This window comes from Parolsenella catena (genome assembly GCF_003966955.1).
Lineage (GTDB): Bacteria > Actinomycetota > Coriobacteriia > Coriobacteriales > Atopobiaceae > Parolsenella > Parolsenella catena.
Genome location: NZ_AP019367.1, coordinates 1,176,385 through 1,194,064, shown reverse-complemented (window position 1 = coordinate 1,194,064; position 17,680 = coordinate 1,176,385). Strand labels below are relative to the sequence as shown.

At 66.8% G+C, this 17,680-nt stretch carries 14 protein-coding genes and 1 tRNA gene; 10 read left to right on the top strand and 5 right to left on the bottom strand.

The window, feature by feature from the left end; all coding sequences use genetic code 11:
• A complete protein-coding gene (locus Pcatena_RS05410; RefSeq protein ID WP_126422352.1) occupies positions 1 to 852 on the top strand; it encodes an ABC transporter ATP-binding protein in 852 nt (283 codons plus the stop codon).
• Positions 853 to 1,033: 181 nt separating this feature from the next.
• Here the strand turns inward: Pcatena_RS05410 and Pcatena_RS05405 are convergent, their stop codons facing one another.
• Complete coding sequence (locus tag Pcatena_RS05405) at positions 1,034 to 2,155, bottom strand: Gfo/Idh/MocA family protein (RefSeq protein WP_126422350.1); 1,122 nt, start codon at positions 2,153 to 2,155, stop codon at positions 1,034 to 1,036.
• A gap of 195 nt (positions 2,156 to 2,350) precedes the next feature.
• On the opposite strand from Pcatena_RS05405, the gene Pcatena_RS05400 reads away from it, so the two are divergent.
• The 3 genes from Pcatena_RS05400 (at position 2,351) to Pcatena_RS05390 (ending at position 4,226) form a co-directional block, all read left to right on the top strand.
• Positions 2,351 to 2,426, top strand: a tRNA-Thr gene (locus Pcatena_RS05400).
• A 180-nt stretch (positions 2,427 to 2,606) separates the two neighbouring features.
• Complete coding sequence (locus tag Pcatena_RS05395) at positions 2,607 to 3,275, top strand: HAD family hydrolase (protein ID WP_172596386.1); 669 nt, start codon at positions 2,607 to 2,609, stop codon at positions 3,273 to 3,275.
• Between the two features lie 3 nt (positions 3,276 to 3,278).
• Positions 3,279 to 4,226 carry a DMT family transporter gene (locus Pcatena_RS05390; protein WP_126422346.1) on the top strand — a complete coding sequence of 316 codons (948 nt, stop codon included), beginning with the start codon at positions 3,279 to 3,281 and terminating at the stop codon, positions 4,224 to 4,226.
• 9 nt (positions 4,227 to 4,235) lie between these two features.
• On the opposite strand, the gene Pcatena_RS05385 is transcribed toward Pcatena_RS05390, so the two are convergent.
• Positions 4,236 to 5,300 carry a threonine aldolase family protein gene (locus Pcatena_RS05385; protein ID WP_126422344.1) on the bottom strand — a complete coding sequence of 355 codons (1,065 nt, stop codon included), beginning with the start codon at positions 5,298 to 5,300 and terminating at the stop codon, positions 4,236 to 4,238.
• A 123-nt stretch (positions 5,301 to 5,423) separates the two neighbouring features.
• Here Pcatena_RS05385 and hisS point away from each other — a divergent pair, with 123 nt between their 5' ends.
• The 3 genes from hisS (at position 5,424) to Pcatena_RS05370 (ending at position 9,264) form a co-directional block, all read left to right on the top strand.
• Positions 5,424 to 6,740, top strand: a complete 1,317-nt coding sequence (hisS, locus tag Pcatena_RS05380) for a histidine--tRNA ligase (RefSeq protein ID WP_126422342.1) — start codon at positions 5,424 to 5,426, stop codon at positions 6,738 to 6,740.
• Between the two features lies 1 nt (position 6,741).
• Positions 6,742 to 7,482 carry an RluA family pseudouridine synthase gene (locus Pcatena_RS05375; RefSeq protein ID WP_126422340.1) on the top strand — a complete coding sequence of 247 codons (741 nt, stop codon included), beginning with the start codon at positions 6,742 to 6,744 and terminating at the stop codon, positions 7,480 to 7,482.
• A gap of 159 nt (positions 7,483 to 7,641) precedes the next feature.
• Complete coding sequence (locus Pcatena_RS05370; protein ID WP_126422338.1) at positions 7,642 to 9,264, top strand: 4Fe-4S dicluster domain-containing protein; 1,623 nt, start codon at positions 7,642 to 7,644, stop codon at positions 9,262 to 9,264.
• 188 nt (positions 9,265 to 9,452) lie between these two features.
• On the opposite strand, the gene Pcatena_RS05365 is transcribed toward Pcatena_RS05370, so the two are convergent.
• From Pcatena_RS05365 to Pcatena_RS08295, 3 genes are all read right to left on the bottom strand, one after another.
• A complete protein-coding gene (locus tag Pcatena_RS05365; protein ID WP_126422336.1) occupies positions 9,453 to 10,727 on the bottom strand; it encodes an O-acetylhomoserine aminocarboxypropyltransferase/cysteine synthase family protein in 1,275 nt (424 codons plus the stop codon).
• Between the two features lie 83 nt (positions 10,728 to 10,810).
• A complete protein-coding gene (locus tag Pcatena_RS05360; RefSeq protein ID WP_126422334.1) occupies positions 10,811 to 11,539 on the bottom strand; it encodes an HAD family hydrolase in 729 nt (242 codons plus the stop codon).
• Positions 11,540 to 11,614: 75 nt separating this feature from the next.
• A complete protein-coding gene (locus Pcatena_RS08295) occupies positions 11,615 to 11,749 on the bottom strand; it encodes a hypothetical protein (RefSeq protein WP_269777006.1) in 135 nt (44 codons plus the stop codon).
• A 134-nt stretch (positions 11,750 to 11,883) separates the two neighbouring features.
• Between Pcatena_RS08295 and Pcatena_RS05355 the strand changes: the two genes are divergently transcribed.
• The 3 genes from Pcatena_RS05355 to Pcatena_RS05345 all read left to right on the top strand — a co-directional run bounded on the left by Pcatena_RS05355 (position 11,884) and on the right by Pcatena_RS05345 (position 17,609).
• Entirely contained in the window at positions 11,884 to 14,631 is a 2,748-nt protein-coding gene (locus tag Pcatena_RS05355) for a phosphoenolpyruvate carboxylase (RefSeq protein ID WP_232619830.1), read from the top strand.
• A 296-nt stretch (positions 14,632 to 14,927) separates the two neighbouring features.
• Positions 14,928 to 16,205, top strand: coding sequence for a hypothetical protein (locus Pcatena_RS05350; RefSeq protein ID WP_126422331.1), 1,278 nt, complete (start codon positions 14,928 to 14,930; stop codon positions 16,203 to 16,205).
• Between the two features lie 117 nt (positions 16,206 to 16,322).
• Positions 16,323 to 17,609 carry an SPFH domain-containing protein gene (locus Pcatena_RS05345; RefSeq protein ID WP_126422329.1) on the top strand — a complete coding sequence of 429 codons (1,287 nt, stop codon included), beginning with the start codon at positions 16,323 to 16,325 and terminating at the stop codon, positions 17,607 to 17,609.
• The last annotated feature ends 71 nt before the right edge of the window (positions 17,610 to 17,680 follow it).

Here is a 17,680-nt window from a genome sequence, read left to right as displayed (position 1 = left end):
ATGGCCCCCACGCATGACGCGAACGTGGCGCCCGAGCCTGGCGCGCGCGGGCTCGGCGCGGCCGAGTGCGGACCGGCTGCGGGCCAGGCGGCCACGCCGGCCCTCGAGGTGCGTAACCTCACGCTTGCCTGGGAGGACTCCGAGACGCCCACGGTGAGCGACGTGTCGCTTGCCGTGGCGCCGGGCGAGATGGTGTGCCTCGTCGGCCGCTCGGGATGCGGCAAGTCCACGCTGTTCCACGGCATGGCCGGCCTCACGACGCCCGTCTCGGGCAGCGTGCTTCTGCATGGCGAGGACGTCACGGGCAGGCCCGGTCGCGTCTCCTACATGCTGCAGAAGGACCTGCTGCTTCCCCAGCGCACGATCATGGCCAACGTCTGCCTGCCGCTGACGCTTGCGGGCACGCCCCGTGCGGCGGCGCGCGAGAAGGCCGAGCCGCTGTTCGAGCGTTTCGGGCTCAACGGCACGCAGGACAGCTATCCCAGCGAGCTGTCGGGCGGCATGCGCCAGCGTGCGGCGCTCCTGCGGACCTACCTCATGGACAACGACGTGGTGCTCATGGACGAGCCGTTCAGCGCCCTTGATGCCCTCACGCGACAGGACATGCGCTCTTGGTTCCTCTCGCTCGTGAGCGACCTGGGAATGTCGTGCGTGCTCGTGACGCATGACGTGGACGAGGCCGTCGAGATGGCCGACCGCATCCTCGTCATGGGTGGCAACCCCACGGCCGGAGTCCCGAGCGGCATCGTGGGCGAGGTGGACATCGACTGCGCCCGCGGGCAACGCGCCGAGTGGCTGCTCACGCCTGCCTCGCTTGAGGCAAAGCGTGAGGTGCTGCTGCTTCTGGGCTAGGCGCATGCCCGCGCTTGTCGTGCCAAGCGCACCTATCTGATGCGCTACCTCGCTTTTCGTGCCGAACGCACCTAATCTGCGGCCATTTGGCCGAGAAATAGGTGTGTTCGGCACGTTTTTTCTGGCTCGGCAGTGTGGCCTGCGCGCTTCTCGCCGTTATTGGTGTTTGCCCCCAGCGCCGCTACTCCACGCGGAAGTCTGCCGGGAAGTGGATGCCCGCCTGGTGGCGGATTTCGTCGCAGACGGCCAAGGCGTCGAGCGTGACGTCGGTGAAGCTCGACTCCGCGCCGCGTGCGTCCATGCCCGAGCCCCAGAGCGTGTCGAGCTTCTCGCCCCGCACGACGCTCACGAAGTCGCGCAGCTCGAACACCATGTTGTTGTCGCACGGCTCGATGGCGAGCTGCTCGGTGACGCTGCCCACGGCGTTGGCCTTGGTCGTGGCCGCCCCGCGCACGGCTTGGCCGCGCACCATGACGCTTGCGGCCTGTGGCACGCTCATGGCGTCGAGCGTGAGCGTGCCCAGGTCTCCCTCGATCTGGCAGGGGAGCAGGTCCGTGCTGATCTTTGAGTAGGCGAGCTCCACCACCAGGCCCGGCGTGCCCGAGCGGCGGCCGTAGGAGCACAGCACGGAGCCGGCGCCGTCGATGATGCCGTTCGTGGAGGCCGTCTGCGCGTCCGAGATGAGCGTGGGCGCGGCGACGACGCGCTCGGGGACGCCAAAGAGCGCCACCATGGGCTCGATGCAGTAGACGCCCAGGTCCATGAGGGCACCGGAGGCCATGCTCGCGTCAAAGATGTTCGTGTGGCGCCCGGCCTTCACGTCGTCATAGCGCGAGGAGTACTTGCCAAAGCGGAAGGTCGCCCGGCGAAGGCGGCCCAGGCGGGGCAGCTCGCGCCAGATCTGGGCCCAGGCGGGGTCGTGGACGGGGCGCATGGCCTCGAGCGCCACGACGTGGTGCAGCTCGGCTGCCGCGTAGAGCGACTGCGCCTCGTAGCGGTTGGAGCACAGCGGCTTCTCGACCAGCACGTGCTTGTCGCCGCGCACGCAGGCGAGTGCCTGCTCGTAGTGGCAGGCGTTGGGCGTGGCGATGTAGACGGCGTCGACGTCGGGGCAGTTCGCGAGCTGTTCGAGCGAGGTGAACGGGCGGTGCCCGCCGTGTTTCTCGGTGAACTCGCGGGCGTTCACGGGGTTTCTCGACAGCGTGCCCACGTACTCGATGCCCTCGACCTGGCGCGCGGCCGCGATGAGGTCGTCGCTGATCATGGACGTGCCGATGGTTGCGAGGCGAATGCTGTCTGCCATGATGTCTCCCGATGTGTCGATGTGTCGATGTGTGCCCACCAGGTGCGATTCTATGGCGAAGCATGCCTGCGAGCAGCGGCTTATTTGCGAGCGGTGGAGCCGAGAAATTTTCTTTGATTGGGACTTGCGCGCCCGTGGGGCTTTCCGCTATAGTTCTTATTCGCTGACGCGCACAGCGCGAAGGCACATGGAGTTGCCAGCTTAGCTCAGTTGGTAGAGCACCGCTCTCGTAAAGCGGGGGTCACCAGTTCAAGTCTGGTAGCTGGCTCCATCGAATGCATCGGGCCGGGGACCTACGTCCTCGGCCCGTTTTCGTTTGGAGCGAGGATGCGAGACACCGGGGACGGCTCGCCAGTCCCCAGGGCGGTGACAGTTTGGCCCCGCCCCAAGTGTCACCGGGGCAGCTGCTAGAATGAGCATCCGACTGACCAAGCTAGCAGGGGAGAGCCACATGTCACGTCCCGAGAGAATCGACTGCGTCCTGTTCGACTGCGATGGCGTCCTCATCGACTCAGAGCCCATCGCGGCACGTCGCAACGTCGTGGTGTTCGGGCGCATGGGCATACCGGCCACGTTCGAGGACTGCCTCACGATGTGCGGCCAGGACGGCAAGACCACCATCCCGACCATCGGCGCCAAGTACGGCATCGACGTCACGGCCGAGCAGTTCTTTGCCGCCAAGCGCGAGTGCATCGACGCCGGCGCCATCGAGGCCGTGAGCTACCGCATGCCCGAGGCGGACACCCTGCCCGGCGTCCACGGCGTCCTGCGCCGCCTGCGTGCGGCCGGCGTCCTCACCGGCCTCGTCTCCACGACGGTCTCCTCGCACATCCTCGTGGGCCTCGACCGCTTCGAGCTTGCCTCGATGTTCGACTGCATCGTCACCGGCGACATGGTGGAGCGCCACAAGCCCGACCCCATGCCCTACCAGACCGCCATGGACTACCTGCACGTTGACCCCGCCCACACCGTGGTGGTGGAGGACTCTCCGGCCGGCGTGCGCAGCGGCCTTGCCGCCGGCTGCTACGTGCTGGGCTTTCGCGGGTCGGCGACGGTGAGGCAGGACGTGAGCGCCGCCAACGAGGTGCTCGACAACTACTTCGACTTCGACCTGGTGTAGCGCGTGGGCGAGAACGGTGGCAGCGCCGCCACGTCCCTTGTCCGGATGCGGGGCCTCCTCGGCACGGAATGGTTCAACAAGCTGCTCATCGTGGCGTGTGCCCTGGCCTGGGGCTTCTCGTTCTTCGTGATGAAGGACGTCACGGCGAGCCTTCCGGTGTTCTGGCTTCTGCTCGTGCGCTTTGGCGCGTCTTCCGTCGTCATGCTCGCGGTGTTCTGGCGCCGCATCCGCGACAACCTCTCGGCGCCCGTCGTGCGCGTGGGAGTGCTGCTTGGCGCGTTCTACGGCGCGGCGTATGTGCTGCAGACCTACGGCATCGTCTACACCACGCCGGGCAAGAACGCGTTTCTCACGGGCGTGTACTGCGTGCTCGTGCCGCTGTGCGCGTGGTTGCTGGGACGCGGCGCGCCGCGGCGCATGAGCGTCATCGCCGCGCTCGTGAGCCTCGTGGGCGCGGGGTTCGTCGTGCTGGACAACGGCCTGCCGCTCAACGTGGGCGACGCGCTCACGCTCGCGGGCTCGGTGTTCTACGCGCTCGAGATGGTCATCGTGGCGCATGAGGGCCGCGGGCGCGACGTCTGGGCGCTCACCTTCTGGCAGTTCCTCACGATCACGGCCATCGTGGGCGTGGGCCACGTGCTCGTGGAGGCGCCGCCCGCAGCCGAGGCGTTCACGCCCGGCAACGTGTGCGCGCTCGCGTTTCTCGCGCTCGTGTGCTCGTTTGGGTGCCTTGCCGTGCTCAACTACGCGCTCACGAAGGTGGACCCCACGAGCGGCGCCCTGCTCTCCTCGCTCGAGAGTCCCAGCGGCGTGGCGTTCTCCGTGGCGTTTGGCTACGAGACGCTCACGCCCCGCCTGCTCGCGGGCTTCGTGCTGATCTTTGCCGGCATCGTCCTGTCCGAGGTAGGGACCAAAGGGGACGGGTCCCTTTGGTCCCGGGACGCGCCGTAGCCGCGCAGGCTACGCCAGCTCGCGCACGAGGCCGAGAAGCTCGTCGACGTCCTCGGCGGCCGTGGCCCACGAGCACACGAAGCGGACGACGCGCCGGCCGTCTGCCAACACGTAGAACGTCTCGCAGCCGGCGGCCTGGGCGAGGCGAGCCTCCTGGTCCTCGCTCACCGTGACGAAGACCTGGTTGCTCGTGGAGTTGCCGTACAGATCGAGACCGGCGGCCACGAGGCCCTGGCGCAGGCGGTCGGCGCACTCGTTGGCATGCCTCGCAAGCTGCCAGTACAGGGCCTCGGAGCCCTTGGCGGCCTCGAACGCCGCCTCGAACTGCGCGCCCAGCAGAAATCCCTTCGCGAGAAGGCCGCCGCGCTCCTTCTGCAGGTAGGGGAACGCCTCGCGCAGGCGCTGCGCGTGCTCGCCGTGGCCGCAGATGACGATGGCCTCGCCCATGAGCATGCCGTTCTTGGTGCCGCCGATGTAGAACGCGTCCACGCGGCTTGCGATGTGCTCGAGCGTAAGGTCGTTGCCAGGCGCCGTGAGCGCGCTGCCCAGGCGCGCCCCGTCCAAGAAGATGCCCAGGTCGTGGCCGCGTGCCCAGTCGCAGATGGCGTCAAAGCGCTCGCGGCTCCACACGCCGCCCAGCTCGGTGGTGTCGGTGATGTAGATGGCGCCCGGGCGCGTCATGTGGCGGCCCGTGCCCATCTGGAACTGGTAGACGCGCTCGGCGGCCTCCGGCGTGAGGAAGCCGTCCGCGTCGTCGGTGGGCAGCGACGTGCGGCCGCATGCGGCCAGCGCGCCCGTCTCGTGCACGATGATGTGGGCGTCTCGCGTGCAGATGGCGCCCTCCCAGTCGCGCAGCATGCCGGACAGGCAGATGACGTTGGCGCTCGTGCCGCCGATGCAGAACTCGACCATGGCGTCTGGGCAGCCGCAGGCCTCGCGGATGAGCTCGCGGGCGTGCTCGCAGTGGGCGTCGCCCTCCGTGTAGCCAACGCTCTGCTCGCCGCCGCACGCGGCGACGGCGTCCATGATCTGGGGCGCGGCGCCCTCGGAGTAGTCGTTGCGGAACAGGTGCATGTGGGTCTCCTCACGTTGGCGTGCGTTTTCTCGGACGCCATGATAACGCTGCCGCCCTGTGGTCACGTTCGAGCTGCCCGCGTTATACTCAACCAGTTACATAGCGAGTGAGAGGGATGCCACATGGCGAACAAGGCAGAGGGCACCGAGGACCTGTTTGGCGCGCGCATGCGTGCCTGGGAGCGCATGCAGGCCGTTGCGCGGCAGACGTTTGCGCCGTACGGCTTTGCGGCCATCGAGACGCCGGCGATGGAGCAGGTCTCCACGTTCGTGCACGGTATCGGCGAGTCCACGGACGTGGTGCGCAAGGAGATGTTCCGCGTCTTCTCCGGCGCGCTGCTCGACCGCGTGTTCGCGGCCGGCTCCGACGCGGGCCTCAAGCCCAAGCAGCGCCTGGCCATGCGCCCCGAGGGTACGGCGGGTGTGGTGCGTGCCGCGGTGGAGAACAACTTCGTTCCGCAGGGCGGGGCCCCGGTGAAGCTGTGGTATGCCGAGCCGATGTTTCGCGGCGAGCGCCCGCAGAAGGGCCGTCTGCGCCAGTTCCACCAGGTGGGCGTCGAGTGGCTGGGCGCTCCTGACCCGGCGGCGGACGCCGAGTGCATCATCATCCTCATGGACTTCTACCGTGCGCTGGGCATCGACCCTGCCCACCTGCACCTGGCCATCAACTCCATGGGTGACGCCGCATGCCGCCCGGCCTATCGCGAGAAGGTCCGCCAGTTCATCCTCGACCATGCCGACGAGATGTGCGAGGAGTGCCGCGAGCGTGCGGAGATAAACCCCCTGCGCGCCTTCGACTGCAAGAACGACCACTGCCGCGAGGTCATGGCCGCAGCCCCGCTGGCCCATGAGAACCTATGCGAGGAGTGCGCCACCCACTACGAGCAGGTCAAGCGCTACCTGGACGAGGCGGGCATCGCCTACGAGGAGGACCCGACGCTCGTGCGCGGCCTTGACTACTACACGCGCACCGTCTTCGAGGTTGACTACACGCCAGACCCCGCCATCGGCGCCATCGGTGGCGGCGGCCGCTACGACGGCCTCATGGAGCTCGAGGGCGGCAAGCCCACGCCCGGCATCGGATTCGCCGTGGGCTTCGAGCGCGTCATGCTCGCGCTGGAGGCCGAGGGTGTGAACCTGGGCGGCGAGGAGCCGAGCTGCGTCTATGTGGCTGGCACCGAGGCAGAGATGCGCCCGGCCGTGTTCTCGGCCACGCTTGCGCTGCGCCGCGCGGGCATCCGCACCGAGGCAGACTACCAGGGCCGCTCGCTCAAGGCCCAGTTCAAGCAGGCCGACAAGCACAACGCCAGCCTGTGCGTCGTCATCGGCCCGGACGAGGTGGCCGCACACACGGCCACGATCCGCGACATGGGCACCCACGAGCAGGTGAGCGTGCCCATGGACGAGCTCGCCGCGCGCGTGGCCGAGCGCCTCGCCTAGCGTGGGGCCCAACAAGGGACACAACGCCGCCGGCGCCGCGGGGACCCACGAGGCCCCCGCCGCGCCGGCGGTCGTCTACGAGGACGAGTGGCTCCTCGCGGCCGACAAGCCCGCCGGTCTCATCGTCCACGGGGACGGCACGGGGACGGCGACGCTCACGGACGTCGTGCGGGCCCACCTCGAGCGCGAGGGCCGCGACGAGGCGGCCGCCCAGCTCCAGGCCGTGCAGCGCCTGGACGCCGACACCACCGGCCTTGTGCTCTTTTGCCTGGACAAGGCCGTTCAGCCCAGGCTGGACGCGCTCGTTGCCTCCCATGACGGCATCGAGAAGCGCTACCTGGCCATCGTGCGCGGCGAGGTGCCCGAGGGCCTGAGCGTGATAGACGCGGCCCTCGCCCGTGACCGCCATGACGCCCGTCGCATGCGCGTGGACGCTCGCGTGGGCAAGCCGAGCCGTACCCGCGTGCGCGTGCTTGACGTGGCAGGCCCTCGCCGTGCGCGTCTCTCGCTGCTCGAGCTCACTCTCGAGACGGGCCGCAAGCACCAGATCCGCGTGCACCTCGCAAGCCGTGGCTATCCCATCCTGGGAGACGCCCTCTACGGCGTGCCGGCAGACCGCTCCGGCCGCGCCCCGCTCATGCTCCACGCCGCCTCCGAGGCGCTCGCGCATCCCGTCACGGGCAAGCGTCTTGAGCTTGCCGTTCCGTATCCCGAACGGTATTCCGTTTTTTTTCCGCGCTAGTCTCCAGCTGCTAAGATGTACATGACTGCCTAGGCATCTGCGCGCGAAGGTCCCTCGCTGCGCGGGTGCCGGGACAAGACGTGCGCGTCGCCGGGCATGGGGATGCCGGGCGCTGCGGGGCCCCATGGGGATGGGGCAACCTTCTAGGAGAGGACATCCATGTCTGGAACCATGCGTGGCGTGTACACGAACCTGACCGAGATCAGGCGTCGCGTCTTCGCCGAGGTCGCGAGGATCGCGTACGCCTCGGCCAACGAGAAGGGCGAGGCGTCCGTCGACGACACGGCCGCCCAGCTCCAGCAGCTTCCGTACGAGATCGTGCCTGGCGACGTGGCGACCTACCGCGAGTCGGTGTTTCTCGAGCGCGCCATCGTCCAGGAGCGCATCCGCCTGGCGATGGGCCTGCCGCTGCAGGACCTCGACCGCCCGGAGACGGTCTCCGACGGCATCAAGAAGGCCGCCGTGCCGGAGACCTATTACGAGCCGCCGCTGGTCAATGTCATCAAGTTTGCCTGCAACGCCTGCGAGGACAACGTCTACCGCGTGATGCCCAACGCCTGCCAGGGCTGCCTGGCGCACCCCTGCCGAGAGATCTGCCCCAAGGGCGCCATCTCGTTCAGGGACAAGAAGGCGTTCATCGACCACGACAAGTGCATCAAGTGCGGCCGCTGTGCCAACGTGTGCCCCTACCACGCCATTCACCACCATGTGCGCCCCTGCGCCGACGCGTGCGGCATGCACGCGATTGGCTCTGACGAGCACGGCCGCGCAGAGATCGACTACGAGAAGTGCGTGAGCTGCGGCCAGTGCCTCGTGAACTGCCCGTTTGGCGCCATCGCCGACAAGAGCCAGATTTTCCAGACGATCATGGCCATCAACGCGGGTGACGAGGTCATCGCCGAGGTAGCGCCCGCCTTCGTGGGCCAGTTTGGCGGCAAGGGCAACGTGGACAAGCTGCGCGAGGCCTTCAAGGAGCTGGGATTTGCCGGCATGGAGGAGGTGGCCCTGGGCGCCGACCTGTGCACGGTGGAGGAGGCCGAGGACTTCCTCGACGAGGTGCCCGAGAAGATTCCGTTCATGGGCACGAGCTGCTGCCCGGCATGGTCGGTCATGGCCAAGAAGGAGTTCCCGGAGCACGCGGGCTGCATCTCCATGGCGCTCACGCCCATGACGCTCACGGCCAGGCTCATCCGCCGGCAGCACCCCAACGCCAAGATCGTGTTCGTGGGGCCGTGCTCGGCCAAGAAGCTCGAGGCCATGCGCAAGAGCGTCAAGAGCGAGGTCGATTTCGTGCTCACGTTCGAGGAAATGGCCGGCATGATGCAGGCCAAGGACATCGATTACACCAAGCTTGCCGGCGAGGGCGGCGACTTTGACGTGGCGAGCGCCGACGGCCGAGGCTTTGCCGTGGCCGGTGGCGTGGCCAACGCCGTGGTGAACGCGATCCACCGCCGCTACCCGGACCGCGAGGTCAACGTGGCCAATGCCGAGGGCCTCGACGAGTGCCGCAAGATGATGCGCATGGCCGTGAAGGGCAAGTACAATGGCTACCTGCTCGAGGGCATGGCGTGCCCGGGCGGCTGCGTGGCCGGCGCCGGCACGCTGCAGGCCGTGGCCAAGTCCGCGGGCGCGGTGAAGATGTACTCCAAGAAGAGCTCGCGCAAGAACGCCACCGAGAACGCCTACCGCATGCTCATCCCCGAGCTTGAGCGCGACGAGGACGGCAAGCACGAGCAGGACCAGGTCGCCGAGACCAACGAGGCCCAGATGCCCAAGGAGTAGGCACCAAAGGGACCAAAGGGGACGGGTTCGTTTGGTCCGCCCGCTCGATCCGCCTAAACCTCGTCTCCCAGGACGTTTTCTAACAAGCCCCGCCCCTCGATGCGATTAGAGGGGCGGGGCTTTTTCGCTATCGCGGTGACGCGTGGGGACGAGGTCAAACTGTCACCGTCTGCCGGATTGCTGGCGCCTTACGCCTGCTCCAGCGCCTGGGCGATGTCGGCGACGAGGTCGTCGGTGCCCTCGAGACCGCAGCTCATGCGCACCATGGCCGGCGAGATGCCCGCTGCCATGAGCTCGTCGTCGGTCATCTGGCGGTGCGTGGAGCTCGCCGGGTGCAGGCAGCACGTGCGCGCGTCGGCCACGTGCGTCTCGATCGCGGCGATCTTCAGCGCGGCCATGAAGCGCTCGGCCGCCTTGCGCCCGCCCGCGAGCTCGAACGACACCACGCCGCACGAGCCGTTCGGCAGGTACTTCTCGGCCAGCTCGTGGTAGGGGTCGCCCGGCAGGCTCGGGAAGCGCACGCCCGAGACCTTGTCGCTGCCCTGCAGGAACTTGGCCACGGCCATGCCGTTCTCGCAGTGCCTGGGCATGCGCACGTGCAGGCTCTCCAGGCCAAGGTTCAGGATGAAGGCGTTCTGCGGGCTCTGGATGGAGCCAAAGTCGCGCATGAGCTGCGAGGTCGCCTTGGTGATGAAGGCGCCCTCCAGGCCGAACTTCTCGGCATAGACCACGCCGTGGTAGGACTCGTCGGGCGTCGTGAGGCCGGGGAAGAGGTCAGCGTGGGCCATCCAGTCGAACTTGCCCGAGTCAACGATGGCGCCGCCCACGCCCGCACCGTGGCCGTCCATGTACTTGGTGGTGGAGTGCGTCACGATGTCGGCGCCCCACTCGATGGGACGGCAGTTCACCGGCGTGGGGAACGTGTTGTCCACGATGAGCGGCACGTTGTGCGCGTGCGCCGCCGCGGCGAAGCGCTCGATGTCGAGAACGGCGAGCGCGGGGTTGGCGATCGTCTCGCCAAAGACGGCGCGCGTGTTGGGGCGGAATGCCGCCTCGAGCTCCTCGTCGGTGCAGTCGGGCGAGACGAACGTGCTCTCGATGCCCATCTTGGCCATGGTGTGGGCCAGCAGGTTGTACGTGCCGCCGTAGATGGCGGAGCTCGCCACCACGTGGCTGCCGGCCTCGCAGATGTTGAACAGCGCAAAGAAGTTCGCGGCCTGGCCCGAGCTCGTGAGCATGCCGGCCGCACCGCCCTCGAGCTGCGCGATCTTGGCGGCCACGGCGTCGTTCGTGGGGTTCTGCAGGCGCGTGTAGAAGTAGCCGGTCTCCTCGAGGTCGAACAGGCGGCCCATCTGCTCTGAGGTGTCGTACTTGAACGTGGTGCTCTGGATGATGGGGAGCTGGCGCGGCTCCCCGTTGCCGGGGCGATAGCCGCCCTGGACGCAGGTGGTGTCGATGGACATGCGTACCTCCGTGTGCGGAATTAGTTGCACGGATTATGGTACGCCTTAATACCTACTTTAATTAGGAAATTGGGCGGGCGGCATCAGGGGTGCCAAACGAACCCGTCCCCTTTGGTCCCGGGGTGCCAAACGAACCCGTCCCCTTTGGTCCCCTTGGTCCCGTCAAGGGCGCGCTCGAGCTCATCGGCCGTGGCGCAGATGGTGGCGGCGCCTGTCTCGGCAAGCTGCTCCGGGGTGCGGAAGCCCCAGCTCACGGAGAGGCAGGGGAGCTCGGCGGCAGCTGCCGTGGCAACGTCCACCTCGGAGTCCCCCACATAGACAGACGGGCCGCACGCCACACCGCCCATCTCGGCGATCGCCACGTCCACCATGTCGCGGGCGGGCTTTCTCGCGACGCCTGGCCGCACGCCCACCACGGCGTCGAAGGCCCCCTCAAAGTGGATGCCCACGAGCTCGTCCACGGCGTACTGCGTCTTGTTGGAGACGACGGCCAGGCGCACGCCCCGCCCACGAAGTCGTGCGAGCAGCTCGGGTACGCCGGGGTAGGGGCGCGTGTGGTCGTTGCAGTGGACGGCGTAGTGCGTGTCGAACTCGGCGTTTGCCTTGGCAACCGTGGCCTCGTCCGTGCCGGCGGGCACGGCGCGCTCGATGAGCCTGCGGATGCCGTTGCCCACGAAGGCGCGCGTCTCGGCCAGCGTGCGCGTGGGCATGCCCAACGCGGCGAGCGTGTGGTTGAGCGTGAGGTGCAGGTCCTCGAGCGTGTCGAGCAGTGTTCCGTCCAGATCGAAGATGACGGTTGAGTAGTGGGTCACTATATCTCCTAGCTGCGGTGTTGCGGGCTGTCTGCTTCCAGTTGGCTCGCTGGGCGCCGCCCCGGGCCGGTCTTCCTAGAGTAGCTGCGAGGCGAGGTTCACGAGCGGGAGCGCGAGCACGGCCACGAGCATGGGCTGGATGAGCCGGGCCCCGCGCTTGAGTGCCGTTCGTGAGAGCGAGAATACCGCTCGGCAAACTGGCCCTTGCATACATGGCATCGTTGCGTTACACGCTCGTTACAGTCGCCATCGACCGCCTCGCTGCTGCTATCATAAAGAGGCTGCCCGCGCCGCGCGCCGGCGGGGGCGGACGCATTCTGCACGGAGAGCCCAAGGAGGCACCCTTGACAGAAAGAGACACCATCGCCAAGCGAGACGACCAGCGCGCCGCCGCAGAGGCGGAGGCGGCGAAGACGTTCGCCAACGTGAAGCTCCCGGAGAGCCTGCGTGACAACCTCGAGCTGTTCCTGCGCCTGCTCCGGGAGGTCCTGAGCGAGTACTCGCCCGAGCTGCGCTCCACGTTCGACGAGGTCCTCGCAGACCTCATCGCCGCGGACGAGGTCGGCGTGGTCAGCGCCACCGGCGCGTCCACCGAGGACGAGAACTTCCAGGCCGCCTACGAGCTCATGCGCGGCCTCACCGTTGAGCAGCAGACCATGCTCACGCGCGCCCTCACCGCCTACTTCCATCTCGCGAACCTATCCGAGGAGAACTTCCGCGTCCAGACGCTGCACGAGCGCGAGCGTGAGGTCTCCCTCGACTCCGAGACCGACGAGTCCAACGCGCTCGCCATGGCCTACCACCAGCTTGTGGAGGAGGCCGGCGAGCAGCATGCCAACGAGCTTCTCGCGCGCCTCGAGTTCCACCCCGTGTTCACCGCTCACCCCACCGAGGCCCGTCGCAAGGCCGTCGAGGGCAAGATCCGCCGCATCGCGTGCCTGCTCGAGCAGCACCCGCACCTGGGCGGCTCCGACCTTGCGGAGAACGAGCGCCACATGCTCCAGGAGATCGACGCGCTGCTGCGCACGAGCTCCATCGCGCTCAAGAAGCCCACGCCCGTCGAAGAGGCAGACACGATCATCGACATCTTCGACAACACCCTGTTCGACATGGTGCCGCAGGTCTACCGCCGCTTCGACGACTGGGTGCTCGGCGATAACGCCGGCAAGGTCCAGCCCTTCTGCCCGGCGTTCTTCCACCCCGGCTCCTGGATCGGCTCCGATCGTGACGGCAATCCCAACGTAACGGCCAAGGTGAGCCGTGCCGTGGCTGCCAAGTTCTTCACGCACATGGTGGCCACGCTCGAGGACAAGTGCCGCCGTGTGGGCCGCAACCTCACGCTCGACGTCGACCACACCAAGCCCTCCGCCGAGCTCGTGAACCTGTGGAACCACCAGGTGGAGATGAGCGAGAAGCTCACGGCCCGCGCCGAGCTCATCAGCGAGTCCGAGCTGCACCGCGCCGTCATGCTCGTCATGGCAGACCGCCTCAAGGCCACGATCGTGCGCAACTCCGACACGATGTATCGCTGCTGCGACGAGTTCCTCTCCGACCTGCGCATCGTCCAGCGCTCGCTCGTCGCCGGCGGCGCCACCCGCGCCGCCTACGGCCCCGTCCAGACGCTCATCTGGCAGACGGAGACGTTTGGCTTCCACATGGTGGAGATGGAGTTCCGCCAGCACTCGCTCGTGCACAGCCGTGCGCTCGCGGACATCAAGAAGCACGGCCGCAACGGCGAGCGCGGTGCGCTCGACCCCATGACGCGCGAGGTCCTCGACACCTTCCGCGCCCTGGGCTCCATCCAGAAGCGCTACGGCGCCAAGATGGCGCGCCGCTACATCATCTCGTTCACGAAGAGCGCCCAGAACGTCGCCGACGTCTACGAGCTCAACCGCATCGCCTTCGCGCATGCCGAGGACGTGCCCACCATCGACGTCATCCCGCTGTTCGAGCAGCTCGAGGACCTCGAGAACTGCGTGGACGTGCTCGACGACATGCTCAAGCTTCCGGATGTCCAGACGCGTCTGGCCGCCACGAACCGCCGCATGGAGGTCATGCTCGGCTACTCTGACTCCTCGAAGGACGCCGGCCCCACCACTGCCACGCTCGCGCTGCACTCCGCCCAGGAGCGCATCGCCCAGTGGGCTCGCCGCAACCATATCGACCTCGTGCTCATGCACGGCCGCGGCGGTGCCGTGGGTCGTGGCGGCGGCCCGGCCAACCGCGCGGTGCTCGCCCAGCCGGCCGGTTCGGTCAACTGCTTCTTCAAGCTCACGGAGCAGGGCGAGGTCATCTTCGCCCGTTACGGCAACCCCGTGCTTGCCCAGCGCCACCTCGAGAGCGTCGCCGGCGCCACGCTCCTTCAGAGCGCGCCGTCCGTCGAGAAGACGAACACCGAGATGACCAAGAAGTACGCGGATATGGCTGCCGAGCTCTATGACGCAAGCCATGACCACTTCGTCGAGCTGCTGAACACGCCGGACTTCACGCCGTGGTTCTCCACCGTGACGCCGCTTGTCGAGATTGGCCTCCTGCCGATTGGCTCGCGTCCCGCCAAGCGTGGCCTGGGCGCCAAGTCGCTCGATGATCTGCGCACGATTCCCTGGGTCTTCAGCTGGAGCCAGGCTCGCATCAACCTTGCTGCCTGGTACGGTTTGGGCACGGCGTGCGAGAAGCTCGGAAACCTCGACCTTCTGCGTGCCGCCTACAAGGAGTGGCCGCTGTTCACGACGTTCATCGATAACATCGAGATGTCCATAGCCAAGACCGACGGACGCATCGCCCGCCACTACCTGGCTCTGGGCGACCGCGATGACCTCGCCAAGATGGTTATGGACGAGATGGCGCTCACGCGCAAGTGGACGCTTGCCATCGTGGGCGACGAGTGGCCGCTGCAGCACCGCCGCGTGCTTGGCCAGGCCATCCGCGTGCGCAACCCCTACGTGGACGCCCTGTCCATCTCCCAGGTGCGGGCCCTCACGGCCCTGCGCGAGCACGAGGCGGAGCTCACTGCCAAGGAGCGCGACGCTTACATCAAGCTCATCCTCTCCGCCGTCGCCGGAGTCTCCGCCGGCCTGCAGAACACCGGGTGATGTCCAGGCTATAGCTCTATCGCAACCATGCCCGCCGGTAGCACTCGCTGCCGGCGGGTGACAAAGGGACAGTCCCTTTGTCAACTTTCCAGGCCTGCCTCGCGTTTCTCGCGCGGGGCAGGCTTTTTTGTCGGACGGATTTCGGTTTGGGCCATTTGTCCCAAACCGTGGCTCGCAAGGGGCCTTGTGGGCATGTGATTGTGTCTTCCGAGGAATCAGAATCCTAGGTGAAAGGGATCGGGCGTTGTGCCCGCGGCATCGCTTTCATAGTCAAACCTGTAGGCAGGGAGGCAAGTATGGGGCTCGAGAGCGTCAACTACCAGTGCCCGGCGTGCGGGGGTCCGTTGCGCTATGACGGCGGCAAGGGCAAGCTCGTCTGTGACCATTGCGATTCCGAGTTCGAGGTTGCGCAGATCGAGGCCATGTTCGCCACCGCCGAGGCCAAGGCGGAGGAGCGGGCGGCGGGTGCTGGCGCCCAGACGCTTGACGGCGGCTATGTCTGCGCGTCGTGTGGCGCCCAGCTCATGACTGACGGCACCGTTGCCGTCTCTCGTTGCCCCTACTGCGGCAACCAGACCATGCAGGCAGCCACCTTTACGGGTGACTTCAAGCCTGACCTCGTCATTCCCTTCAAGCTTGATCACAAGGCTGCCGTCGCCGCCCTTGACGAGCACTACAAGGGCAAGATCCTCCTTCCGCGCGAGTTCAAGACGGGCAACCACATCGACGAGGTCCAGGGCGTCTACGTGCCCTTCTGGCTTTACGACTCCAACGCCAACGGCAGTGCCACGTTTGAGGCAACCAATACCCGCAGCTATATGCGCGGTGACGACGAGATCATCGAGACTGACCACTACACCTGCGAGCGCTCTGGCTCCATGGCCTTCACGCTCATTCCCGTCGATGGTTCCACGCGTATGCCTGACGGCCACATGGATTCCATCGAGCCGTATGACTACCAGTCTCTGGTTACCTATTCTTCTGCCTACCTTCCTGGCTTCCTGGCGAATCGCTGGGACGAGGACGTCGATGCGTGCCGCTGCCGCGCGGAGCATCGCGTCACCAAGAGCGTCGAGAACGCCCTCGGCGAGACCGTGACCGGTTATGCCACGGTCGACTGCACGTCTTCTAACGTCGACTGCGGCTGGCACGACGAGAGGTGCGCCCTGTTTCCGGTGTGGATGCTGAGCACGAGCTGGGAGGGGCAGAACTTCCTGTTCGCGATGAATGGTCAGACCGGGCGCCTCGTGGGCGATCTTCCCATCTCCAAGCCCAAGCTCATCGCTATCTGCGCCGTTGTCTTCGCCGTGCTCTTCGGTGGGTTGTGGGTCGGCATGGACGGCGCCTCCGTCATGGAGTCCGATAACCCGCTTTGGGGCCTTGCGATGATCGTCCTCATTCCTGTCATCATCACCGTCATCGTCGGCGCTGTCCTCGTGGGGCAGATGAAGAGCGCGATTGAGGCTGGTCAGGCGGATAACTACCTTGACCGGGGCACCTTCCAGCTTGTCTCCCAGAGCGATACCTACACGCACACCACGACGCAGGTTATCCACCACGAGAAGAAGAAGTAGCAGCAGCGTCTTTGCGACACGCATTCGATCGGCTCCAGCACGTACATAACGGCCGTGCCCCGCGGTGCGCGCGCCAACCGGCTCCACCACGTTCGCCACTTCGAGAAAGGAAACACCATGGGACTTCTTAAGGCTGGTATCGGTGCGGCATCTGGCGTTCTTGCCGATCAGTGGCGCGAGTACTTCTACTGTGAGGCCCTCGATGCTGACACGCTCGCCGCGAAGGGCCAGAAGCGCACGGGTAACCGCAGCAGTAACAAGCATGGTGAGGAGAACATCATCTCTGACGGCTCGATCGTCGCCGTGGCTGATGGCCAGTGCATGATCATCGTCGAGGACGGCGCCATCGTCGACGTCTGCTCCGAGCCGGGTAAGTTCGTCTATGACACCGGCACCGAACCCTCCGTATTCACGGGTAATCTCGGCGAGAACATCAAGAGGAGCTTCCAGGAAGTCGGCAAGCGCTTCTCCTTCGGTGGTGACACTGGCAAGGACCAGCGCATCTACTACTTCAACACCAAGGAGATTATCGGCAACAAGTACGGTACCGCGAGTCCCGTGCCGTTCCGCGTCGTTGACGACAAGATTGGTCTCGATGTCGATATCACGGTCCGCTGCAACGGCGAGTACTCCTACAAGATCGTCGACCCGCTGATGTTCTACAAGAACGTCTGTGGCAACGTTGACACCGTCTACACGCGTGACCTGATCGACTCACAGCTTAAGAGCGAGCTGCTGACGGCGCTCCAGCCCGCCTTCGCGCGTATCTCCGAGATGGGCATTCGCTACAGCGCGGTTCCGGCTCACACCAAGGAGCTCGCTGCCGCCCTCAACGAGGAGCTCAGCTACGAGTGGCGCGATCGTCGCGGTATCGAGGTCGCCGCCTTTGGCGTCAACACGATCAGCGCCCCTGAGGACCAGGAGCAGATGATTCGTGATCTCCAGAGGGCTGCCGTCATGGCCAACCCGACTATGGCCGCCGCAAACATCGCGGCCGCCCAGAGCGACGCCATGCGCACCGCTGCGGCGAACCCTGCCGGTGCCGCCATGGGCTTCATGGGCATGGGTATGGCGGGTGGCATGGGCGGCATGAACGCCGCGCAGCTGTTTGCCCAGGGTCAGCAGCAGGCGGCCCAGATGCCGGCTCAGCAGGCCCCGATGCGGCAGGCCCCCGCTCAGGCAGCTCCCGGTATGGCGGGCGCGGCTGTCGCCGCCGGTGGTGCTCCTGCCGGTTCCTGGACCTGCTCGTGCGGTGCTGTCAACACGGGTAACTTCTGCCCAACGTGCGGCTCTCCCAAGCCAGCCCCAGCTGCCCCCCAGGCTTCTGCCGAGTGGTACTGCCCGTCCTGCGGCACGAAGAACTCCGGCAACTTCTGCATGAGCTGCGGTACGCCGAAACCGTAGTGGCATAAGCGTCTGCTTCGGGCGCGGGGCGTTCGTGCCTCCCTTCCGCACCCGCGCCCGGGCAGGCGCCG

Coding starts and splice junctions, on each gene's coding strand:
- Pcatena_RS05405 (WP_126422350.1), bottom strand. CDS start 2,155: ATGGCAGACAGCATTCGCCTCGCAACCATCGGCACGTCCATGATCAGC.
- Pcatena_RS05365 (WP_126422336.1), bottom strand. CDS start 10,727: ATGTCCATCGACACCACCTGCGTCCAGGGCGGCTATCGCCCCGGCAAC.
- Pcatena_RS08295 (WP_269777006.1), bottom strand. CDS start 11,749: ATGCAAGGGCCAGTTTGCCGAGCGGTATTCTCGCTCTCACGAACGGCA.
- Pcatena_RS05410 (WP_126422352.1), top strand. CDS start 1: ATGGCCCCCACGCATGACGCGAACGTGGCGCCCGAGCCTGGCGCGCGC.
- Pcatena_RS05395 (WP_172596386.1), top strand. CDS start 2,607: ATGTCACGTCCCGAGAGAATCGACTGCGTCCTGTTCGACTGCGATGGC.
- Pcatena_RS05350 (WP_126422331.1), top strand. CDS start 14,928: ATGGGGCTCGAGAGCGTCAACTACCAGTGCCCGGCGTGCGGGGGTCCG.
- Pcatena_RS05345 (WP_126422329.1), top strand. CDS start 16,323: ATGGGACTTCTTAAGGCTGGTATCGGTGCGGCATCTGGCGTTCTTGCC.
- Pcatena_RS05385 (WP_126422344.1), bottom strand. CDS start 5,300: ATGCACCTGTTCCGCAACGACTACTCCGAGGGCGCCGCGCCCCAGATC.
- hisS (WP_126422342.1), top strand. CDS start 5,424: ATGGCGAACAAGGCAGAGGGCACCGAGGACCTGTTTGGCGCGCGCATG.
- Pcatena_RS05370 (WP_126422338.1), top strand. CDS start 7,642: ATGTCTGGAACCATGCGTGGCGTGTACACGAACCTGACCGAGATCAGG.